General features: G+C 69.2%; 8 protein-coding genes and 2 pseudogenes. 4 read left to right on the top strand and 6 right to left on the bottom strand.

Going from position 1 to position 8,771, the window contains the following annotated elements; all coding sequences use genetic code 11:
- Both ABT085_RS39930 and ABT085_RS39925 read left to right on the top strand, forming a co-directional pair.
- Positions 1-750 (top strand): SDR family oxidoreductase (locus ABT085_RS39930; protein ID WP_351619961.1); only part of this gene is annotated, 750 nt, incomplete at its 5' end.
- A 373-nt stretch (positions 751-1,123) separates the two neighbouring features.
- On the top strand, positions 1,124-2,146 hold the full coding sequence (locus ABT085_RS39925; RefSeq protein WP_351619958.1) for a methyltransferase: 1,023 nt from the start codon (positions 1,124-1,126) through the stop codon (positions 2,144-2,146).
- Between the two features lie 99 nt (positions 2,147-2,245).
- Here the strand turns inward: ABT085_RS39925 and ABT085_RS39920 are convergent.
- The 3 genes and pseudogenes from ABT085_RS39920 to ABT085_RS39910 all read right to left on the bottom strand — a co-directional run bounded on the left by ABT085_RS39920 (position 2,246) and on the right by ABT085_RS39910 (position 5,094).
- Positions 2,246-3,218, bottom strand: a pseudogene (locus ABT085_RS39920) (MFS transporter).
- Between the two features lie 118 nt (positions 3,219-3,336).
- Positions 3,337-4,161, bottom strand: a complete 825-nt coding sequence (locus ABT085_RS39915) for an alpha/beta hydrolase (protein WP_351619955.1) — start codon at positions 4,159-4,161, stop codon at positions 3,337-3,339.
- 309 nt (positions 4,162-4,470) lie between these two features.
- Positions 4,471-5,094, bottom strand: a complete 624-nt coding sequence (locus ABT085_RS39910) for an FMN-dependent NADH-azoreductase (protein WP_351619952.1) — start codon at positions 5,092-5,094, stop codon at positions 4,471-4,473.
- 368 nt (positions 5,095-5,462) lie between these two features.
- Between ABT085_RS39910 and ABT085_RS39905 the strand changes: the two genes are divergently transcribed.
- A complete protein-coding gene (locus ABT085_RS39905; protein WP_351619949.1) occupies positions 5,463-6,443 on the top strand; it encodes a Fe(II)-2OG oxygenase family protein in 981 nt (326 codons plus the stop codon).
- Between the two features lie 71 nt (positions 6,444-6,514).
- Positions 6,515-7,102 (top strand): TetR/AcrR family transcriptional regulator, encoded by a 588-nt coding sequence (locus ABT085_RS39900; protein WP_351619946.1) that lies wholly within the window; start codon positions 6,515-6,517, stop codon positions 7,100-7,102.
- A 116-nt stretch (positions 7,103-7,218) separates the two neighbouring features.
- Here the strand turns inward: ABT085_RS39900 and ABT085_RS39895 are convergent.
- The 3 genes and pseudogenes from ABT085_RS39895 to ABT085_RS39885 all read right to left on the bottom strand — a co-directional run.
- Positions 7,219-7,606, bottom strand: a pseudogene (locus ABT085_RS39895) (glycoside hydrolase family 15 protein); the annotation flags it as partial.
- Between the two features lie 59 nt (positions 7,607-7,665).
- Positions 7,666-8,028, bottom strand: a complete 363-nt coding sequence (locus tag ABT085_RS39890) for a winged helix-turn-helix transcriptional regulator (RefSeq protein ID WP_351619943.1) — start codon at positions 8,026-8,028, stop codon at positions 7,666-7,668.
- Positions 8,029-8,294: 266 nt separating this feature from the next.
- Positions 8,295-8,699, bottom strand: a complete 405-nt coding sequence (locus ABT085_RS39885; protein ID WP_162468013.1) for a DUF6009 family protein — start codon at positions 8,697-8,699, stop codon at positions 8,295-8,297.
- Positions 8,700-8,771: the final 72 nt, after the last annotated feature.

Below are 8,771 nucleotides of genomic sequence, written 5' to 3'. Positions count from 1 at the left end.
AGCAAGGGCATCGGCCTGGCCGTGGTCGAGAAACTGGCCGAGGAGGGCGTCAAGGTCGTGGCCGGCAGCCGCACCTCCACCCCCGAACTGGACGCGCTCGCCGCCGACCACGACGTCACGATCGTGCCGGTCGACCTGTCCACCGCCGAAGGGGCCGAGCACTTGGTCCAGCAGGCGGTGAAACGCCACCAGCGCCTGGACATCCTGGTCAACAACGTCGGCGCCGCCGAGCCCCGTGAGTCGTTTCTCCAGGTCAGCGACGCCGACTGGCAGCGGATCTTCGACCTGACCTTCTTCAGCGCCGTACGCGCCAGCCGCGCGGCCCTCCCCCACCTGATCGCGGCGCGCGGCGCAGCCATCGTGAACATCAGCTCGATCAACGCCCGGCTGCCCTTCCCCATGGTGGTCGACTACTCGGCGGCCAAGGCCGCCCTGACCAACCTCAACAAGTCCCTGTCCGAGGAGTTCGCACCACAGGGCGTACGCGTCAACGCCATCGCCCCCGGCCCGGTCCGCACCCCCTTCTGGACCGCACCGGGCGGCTTCGCCGACGCCACCGCCGCGAGCGCCGGCATCACCGCCCAGGAAGCGCTCGACGTGGTCGTGCCGCAGAGCATGGGCATCGCTTCCGGCCGGGTCACCGAGGCACACGAGGTGGCCGACCTCGCCCTCTTCCTCGCCTCCCCTCTCGCCGCCAACATCACGGGAACGGAGAGCGTCATCGACGGCGGCCAGATCAAAACGCTCTGATCTCTCCCCCGGCGAGCACCTCGCGCCGCGACGTCACGGCTCGCACTCCGCGACGCCGCGCAACCACGAGCCGACGGCGGCCCGGAGTCCCCGATATCCGGTGCACGAACGGCGAAAGGTCTGCCCGTTCGCTCCCGCCACGGTTGACCGATCGCGCAGGAGCGCGCCGCAGACGGCCGTATCGGGAACGCCTGCGGGCCCGCCGGTGTCATAGAACATGGCGCCCGACCCCCACAACCGTCCGGCCCCACTCACTCGAATCACCCCTTCCGTGGCGGCTCCTTCACAGCAGCCGCCCGGACGGACGCGCCGCAAAAAATGTTTACGCTTCAACTTCCACCTTCGACTTCCAGAATCAAGTGGAGAACACGACATGTCGGTCAACGACCCCATCACCCCTGAGCCGCTGCTCCAGCTCGGCCTCGGCTTCATGGCCTCCAAGACCCTGCTCAGTGCGGTGGAGCTGGGAATCTTCACCGTGCTGGCCCAGGGCGGCCGCGACCGCGACTCCCTCGCCGCCGAGGTGGGCCTGCACTCCCGGTCCGCCGCGGACTTCCTCGACGCGCTGGTGTCGCTCGGGGTGCTCACCCGTGACGAGGACGGCACCTACCGCAACTCCCCCACCGCCGACCTGTTCCTGGACCGGAACAAGCCGTCGTACGTCGGCGGCATCCTGGAGATGGCCAACGCCCGTCTCTTCGGCTTCTGGAACAACCTCACCACCGCGCTGCGCACCGGTGCCCTGCAGAACGAGGTCGCGCACAGCGGTGCCCCGTTCTTCGCCACCCTCAGCCAGGACCCGATCGCCTGGCGCGCCTTCCTCAACGGCATGAACGGCGTCAGCACCCCGCTCGCCGCCGCCCTCGCCGCGGACTTCGACTGGACGGGGCGCCGCCACGTCATCGACCTCGGCGGAGCCCTCGGCGCCGTCCCGGCCGCCGTCCTGCGCAGCAACCCCGACATCACCGGCGCCGTCTTCGAGCTGCCTCCCGTACAGCCGGTGTTCGAGGAGTTCGTCGCCGCCCACGGCCTGGCCGACCGCCTCACCTTCCACGGCGGCGACTTCTTCGCCGACCCGCTGCCCGAGGCCGACGTCTACGTCATGGGCCAGATCCTGCACGACTGGAACCTCGAGCAGCGCCAGTTCCTGCTCCAGAAGGCATACGACGCCCTGCCCGAGGGCGGCACCCTCATCGTCTACGACGCCATGATCGACGACGAACGCCGCCAGAACTCCTACGGCCTGCTGCTGTCGCTGAACATGCTCATCGACACCGAGGGCGGCTCCGAGTACACCGTCGCGGACGCCACCCAGTGGCTGCGGACCGCCGGCTTCGCCAAGGTCGAGACCCGTCACCTCATCGGCGGCTACTCCGCCGTCTACGCCACCAAGTGAGCGCAGTGATCGGCACCTTGCGGTGACGCGGGGCACGGCGAGCGGTCCGGTCGGGCCGCTCGCCGTGGCCTCCGCAGGGGCGTGGGCGACTCCGGCGGCTCAGGCACTGCCGCGGCGGACCGCCTTGCCCTCGCGAGGCGGAGCCGTGAGGGCGCCGTGGGTGCGGCACTCCGGCCGCCGGCAGCCCGGAGCGAGCCTCCGGACGAACGAGAACGCCAGCACCGCGCCAACGACGAGCACCCCCGTGCAGATCGGCATGGCCTTGCGGAACGACGTATTGAAGGCGTCCGCGTTCTGATAGGCGTCCGAGCCCATCCCGGTGAGCACCGGCAGCGCCGCCACCGCGACCAGTCCCACCACCCACGCGGCCGCGTTGTTGACGCCGCTGGCCAGACCCGCCCGCGACACGTCGACGGACCCGAGCACGGTGGCGGTCAGCGGGGCGAGCAGCGTGACCATGCCGGCGCCCATGACCAGCACGGTCGGCAGCACGTCCGTCAGATAGTCGGCGCCCTCGCCGACCCGCAGCATCATCAGCATCGCCGTCGCCGACAGGAGCGGCCCGGCGGTCAGCGGGATGCGCGGCCCGCTCCAGTCGGCGAGCGCACCGGAGCGAGAGGAGAACAGCAGCATTAGCTCCGTCGTCGGCAGCAGCGGGCTCCCCGCCTCCAGCGGCGAGAAGCCCGCCATGACCTGCAACTGAAGCGCGGTCAGGAAGAGAATCCGCCGAAGGCCGCGTACACGCACAGGGTGACCAGGTTGACCGAGGTGAACTGGCGCGAGACCGCACAGCAGTGACGAGGACGCGAACCACACGACACCGGTCGCGAAGATCCGCCGGCGGCCATAGCTGTCGCCGAGGGAACCGCCGAGCAGGATCAGCCCGGCCAGCATGATCATGTACGCGTTCACGGTCCACTGCAGGGTGGTGAGGCCGGTGCCGAGATCCTCACCGATGCGGGGCAGAGCGACGTTCACGACGGTCGGGTCCAGCATGGCCATGCTGGACCCGAAGACCGTGATGGATCAGGATCCACTTGCCCTGCGAGGAGGCCATCCGGGCATCGGGCATGCCACAGGTATACAACGTGGCCGCTGCCGAACGCGCTGGCTCGCTGGGCCGTCATCGCTCACTCGATCCTCATCCCTTGCCGGAACTCAGGTTCGCCGCGCCGCACCGAGGCCCAGGATCAGCCGGCCGACCCGGTCGTGGGCTGTACACCCTGGCGCGCCAGCCACTCCAGCACGTGGTCCGCGACACCGCGCCAGCCGCTGTCCACGGTCAGTGAGTGTCCTCGATCGGCGAACTGCTTCAGCTCGGTCACGGCCGACGAGTGGCCGTACTGCTTGTACGAGGCGCGTGTGACCACGTCCGGGACCGTGTGGTCCTGCTGTCCGGAGATCAGCAGCAGGGGTCCGCGGGTGGTGTTCGCGGTGTCCACGGCGGCCGGAGAGTTCTTGCTGAAGTTCGCGAACGCGGCCTCGAACAGGGGACGCCCCGGCGACGGGATCGTCCACTTCTCGAACAGTTGATCAGATTCGGCCTGGGAGAGCGCGTTGCCGAAGCAGTAGCGGAACTGCTTGGCAGTGAGGGCGACGGCCTTCTTCTTGTTGGCGGGATTCCCGAGAACCGGGAATCCGGAGCGCAGTTGAGCGAACGGGAGCGGCTTGACGCCCTTCATCTGGGCGGGGTTGATCGCGACGCCCGCCCGGCCCAGCCCCATACCGAGAAGCTTCTGCGTGAACAGCCCGCCGAAGGAATGGCCCACGATCACGGGAGCGGTGTCGTAGGAACGGATGATCTGAGCGAAGTGCTCGGTGACGGCGTCGATGCCGAATCCGGCGGCCGCCTCGGGCTGCCAGCGCGCCCCCTCGACCGTGTTCACCTCCCCCGGCCAGCAGGGAGCCACCGCGTCGAATCCCTGGGATTCGAACAGGTCCACCCATGGCTGCCACGAGGAGGAGTGCAACCACAGACCATGGATGAACACGACGGGGACTCTGTCGGTGGGCACGAACTTCTCCTTCAACGGTTGGACCACGCGGGTCGCGGAGTCCGGTGATGAGGTGAAACCGGGTCGGCCGTCATGTCCGCCGAACGGGTCGGACCCGTCATGGCTGCGGCCTGCACCATTGTCACTGTCACGTCAATGATCCACAGCGCTCTCCCCGAACTCCCCCGCCGCCCGAGGAGTCGGGCTTCCCACCTACGCGGTGGCGTCGGCGGGAAGCCCGGAAGCCACACTGCCCGGGTCGGGCCTGCGGTGCCGGCACGGAGCGGTCCCGGCCGGAACGGTCCCGCGCTCGGGCGCCGTGGCCGGTGGTCAGGCGGCCAGCAACGTGGTGTCTGCGTGGGCGGTGATCGCCTTGCCCGCCTCCTGGATGGCGGCCTCGACCTGCTCCGGGGTGTATCCGTTGACCGCGATGAACTCCACGTCCGTGATGCCGATCCAGCCGAGGACGCCGCGGACGTAGGGGGCGTGGAAGTCCATCGGCGCGAAAGCGGGGTTGTCGAAGTCGCTGCCCGAGGCCCGCAGGACGACGGCCGTCTTGCCCTTCAGCAGACCCTCGGGGCCGTTCTCGCCGAAGGCGAAGGTCCGACCGGCCATGACCACCTGGTCGATCCACGCCTTGAAGGTTGCCGGGACGCCGAAGTTGTACATCGGCACGCCGAGAACCAGGACGTCGGCCTCCTCGATCTCGCGGATCAGCACCTCGGACGCCGCCACGGCAGCCCTGGTCCCGTCGGTCGCGGCGTCGGCCGGGCCGAAGACGCCGGTGATCCACTCCGGCGAAACGAAGTCGGGGGTGTCGACGGCCAGGTCACGGTAGGTGACGGTGCCGTGCGGGTTGCGGGCCTGCCAGGCCCGGACGTACTCGGCGGACAGGCGTCGGCTCGCGGAGCCTTCGCCACGGGCGCTGGAGTCGATGTGCAGCAGGTGAGTCATGAGGTTGTCCCAGATCTTTCTGTAGCGTTCAATCCATTTTCGAGGCGACCGAAGTACGTCCACCTGACCAGCCTCAACGCAATCTTCGGGGAAGTTAATTCAAAATTCAATAGATGAGTCTTCAATCACTTGCTCGCCGGGCGAGACCAGGCGCCGGGCCCCGGGCACCGTCCCGCGAAAACGGCGCCGCGCGGGCCGGACGGGGGTGCCCGAAAGGGCAGTGGTCCAGGCGCTTTTCCCCGGCTTTTTCTGCCCGCCACTCCGACCGCTGTGACGGTGGGTAACTTTTCGTAGGCTCTTCGTACAGGCGCCCGCAACCGCATCGACGCGGTACTTCGCACTGCCCCCACCGAGAACGAAGGACGGCCATGCCTCACGCTGCCGCAGTGGTGTTCAGGGACTTCGACGACTCGGAACGCGACCTGCTCGTCCGCACCGCGCGGACCGTGCTCTCCGAAGTCGGATCGCCCATGGATCCGGCCGGTCACCTCGTCCTGCGCAGGGCTCTGTCCTGGCTTCCCGCACCCCTGGCCGAGAAGCTCGGGAACGCTTCGTCCCCGTCGGGTCTGACCGTCTTCCGCGGCGTCTTCCGCGTGGACGACGTGGCGCTGGGAGACACCCCAGAGCACTGGTCGAAGGCGCGCGGCGACGAACTCTGGGACATCCTCGTCCTCATGCTCGCCATGGCGCTGGGGCGACCGATGGCGTTCCCCGACCGACAGGAGGGCCGCTTCGTCCACAACCTCCTGCCGTCCGCGCGCCGGAGCGCAGCCGACGACGCGCGCCTCGACATGCTCCGTACCGAGGACGCCTTCCACCCGCAGCGAGCCCATCTGCTGCTCATCGCGTCCATGCGCAATCACGGTGCCGTCCCGGTGTCGGCGGCCAGCATCCGGCACGTCTCGCCGGCCGAGGACGACGTAGACACCCTCATGCGCCCCCACCTCCCGATCCATCCCGGCTCGGACCACGCGCCGGCCCGCTTCGCCGACCGCCCGACGCCGGTTCCCGTGCTGTGGTCGACCGACGAGGGCCTGATGATGCGGTTCGACCCCGGCCGCACTCCCCTGCAGGACGCCTCACCGGAATTCAGCCGGGCCTACGGGCACCTGGCCGAGGCTCTCGCCGACGCGACCTTGCCCTGCAATCTGGGCGCCGGTGACGTCCTGGTGGTCGAGAACGACGTCGTCGCGCTCGGCGGCCCACCGATCACCGCACGACGCCATGGCAGGGATCAGTGGTTGAAGCGCGCCCTCGTCCACACCCCGCACGGAACCCGACGCCGCCCGGCCGCGGAGGCGGAGGAGCACGGATACGGTCACACGCCCCTGGTGACGGATCTCGGCTGAGCCTCCAACCGGCGCCCACCTCACACCGTGCACCGGCCTGAAAAGGGACAGACCGTTCTATGCTGGATGGCATGTCGACGACAGAGGAAGTGTCAGGCCTGATTCGCCGCTCCGCGGCCCGCGACCGGCTGCTGGGCACCGCGAGCCGGCTCTTCTACAGCGAGGGCATCCGTGGCGTCGGGGTGGATCGCGTCATGGCCGAGGCCGATGTGGCGCGAGGGACCTTCTACCGGCACTTCGACGGCAAGGAGGATCTGGTACGCGCCTACCTGGAAGGGGCCGACCGGCAGATCAGGGACGGCGTCGCCGCGGTCGCGAAGCAGGTCTCCTCCCCCGCCGGCTTCCTCGCCGCGGTGGCGCACGGCATCGGCGACGAGGTGTGCGGCGCGGGCTTTCGCGGCTGCCCGTTCATCAACGCGGCCGCCGAATACCCGGACCCCCAGAACGTGATCCACCAGACGGTGCTGCGGCATCGTGCCTGGTTTCGCGAGGTGCTGCTGGACGCCTTCCGGCGGCTCGGCGCGACCAGCCCCGAACAGTCCGCCGACTCCATGGTGGCGCTGCGCGACGGCGCGATGGTGGCGGGCTACCTCGGTGACGCGCAGGCGGCGCGCGGGGTGCTGCGGCACGGAGTGACCGCTCTCGTCGCCGCCCGCTGACCAGCTCCTACCGCCCCTCACCCCTGCAGCCCTTCGCCCCGCCGGGTCAGGACAGATCCAGCGGGGCGAGGCGTGCGTGTGCGGGGTGAGGCATGCCGGAGGGGCGCTGCCGGTCGGCCGAGATGGTTGGCGTAGGTGAGCATCTTTCTGGGCTTCGTCCACGCGTCCGGCGCGGGCCAGGGCCTCGACGTACCCGCACAGCAGATCGAGAACGTGCCCTCCTCACCGCGCAGCCCGTCGGGGCTGGCCTGGGGGTCGTGGCGGTAGACGAGCGAGTCACACCAGGTCCTCCGTGAGCGCATCCGGCGTGGACAGCCACTTCGGGTCGGTAGGCGCGATGGACTTCGCCAGCGGCATCATCACCACGGACGCGTCCAGCACGTCGCTGCCCTTGTACTGGACGAAAGCCTGCCGCCGCTCCGACCAGCCGCGGCCCATGATCCGCCGGTAGATGGCGTCACGGCACTCGCGCCAGTGCCGCAGGTCGGCGAGCAGCCCGCGCCGGACCAGCCAGTGCCGCCCGGCGCCCTCCGGAGCGCCGGTGATCGGCATAGAGAGCCCCGCTACAGATCCTCGGCAATCGCCGCACGCGCACGCGTCACGTACCGGGCGCCCCAGTCGCCGAGTGCCGCGAGGACGGGCGACAGATCGTCCCCGACCGGCGTCAGTACGTACTCATAGCGTCTGGGATGTTCGGAGTAGCGTCGGCGCGCGATGACACCGGCCTTCTCCAGCTTGCGCAGCCGCTCGGACAGCGTCGCCGTCGGCGCGCCGGTGTTGGCCTGTATCTCGCTGAACCGGTGTATCCCGAAGATCAGTTCCCTGATGACCAGCAGACTCCACCGGTCCCCGACGACCTGCAGCGCATCGGCGATCGCGGAAACGCGGGGGGTCCGGCCATCAATGGTTCTGACTCTCGAACTCACGCCACACCGAACAACCCTCCGGACCACAAGCCCATTCAGGACAGAAAAGTTCTCCCGATCGCGCCCAAAGCGCTCAGAAAGTGTGCCCGCAGACGGCACTGATCCGCTTCTGAAAGCGAGGCCGGGTCACATTACCCACGCCCTGGCGACACCGATCAAGACTCGACGTCCACACGTGCACGACAGGGCGGAGGTGAGTGTCCGAAGGGGCGGACAAAATACCGCCGGGCGCCGGGGCTCGAACTCGATGCTCAGAGGAACGGCTCTCAGTCGGCGGGAAGCACTATGCCCAGGGCGATCATCGCGGGTGAGGCGGGGCCGCCTTCCGAGCGTTCGGTTTTGTAGCCCTTGACGCCTGGGGCGACGGTGCGGGGGTCGATCGCCTCGGAGGGCGCGCCCGTCTCGTACAGTCCGTCCGGCTGCTGGTCACGATCGTGCGGCAGGAGCCAGAACACCCTGCGCCGGAACGTGCCCGATGCCCGGGACGGCTTGGCGTCCTTGCCGAGGATGGCGTAGCCGACCATGCGCCCGTCCCGGTGGTAGGCGGGCTTCCCCCGGCGCGAGGGCAGCCGGTCCAGGGACTGGCGCACGTAGTCGAGCAGCGTCGGGTCCTCGAGCCACACGAGGTCGGTCTCGTAGGCGATCTCTTCGGGGTCGATCAACGCGCTCACGGCTGCCGCTCCTCGATATCCGGGTCGGTAACCAGGCCGATGCCCGGATAGTACTTTCGTGAATTGGACAGG

It is taken from the genome of Streptomyces sp. NPDC002265 (genome assembly GCF_040296125.1).
GTDB lineage: Bacteria > Actinomycetota > Actinomycetes > Streptomycetales > Streptomycetaceae > Streptomyces.
Note: the sequence above shows the minus strand (reverse complement) of the source record. Positions and strands in the feature narration are given on the sequence as shown.

What these genes read in the sequence shown, in the direction of transcription:
- ABT085_RS39925 (WP_351619958.1), top strand. Translation starts at nt 1,124, where the DNA reads ATGTCGGTCAACGACCCCATCACCCCTGAGCCGCTGCTCCAGCTCGGC.
- ABT085_RS39910 (WP_351619952.1), bottom strand. Translation starts at nt 5,094, where the DNA reads ATGACTCACCTGCTGCACATCGACTCCAGCGCCCGTGGCGAAGGCTCC.
- ABT085_RS39905 (WP_351619949.1), top strand. Translation starts at nt 5,463, where the DNA reads ATGCCTCACGCTGCCGCAGTGGTGTTCAGGGACTTCGACGACTCGGAA.
- ABT085_RS39900 (WP_351619946.1), top strand. Translation starts at nt 6,515, where the DNA reads ATGTCGACGACAGAGGAAGTGTCAGGCCTGATTCGCCGCTCCGCGGCC.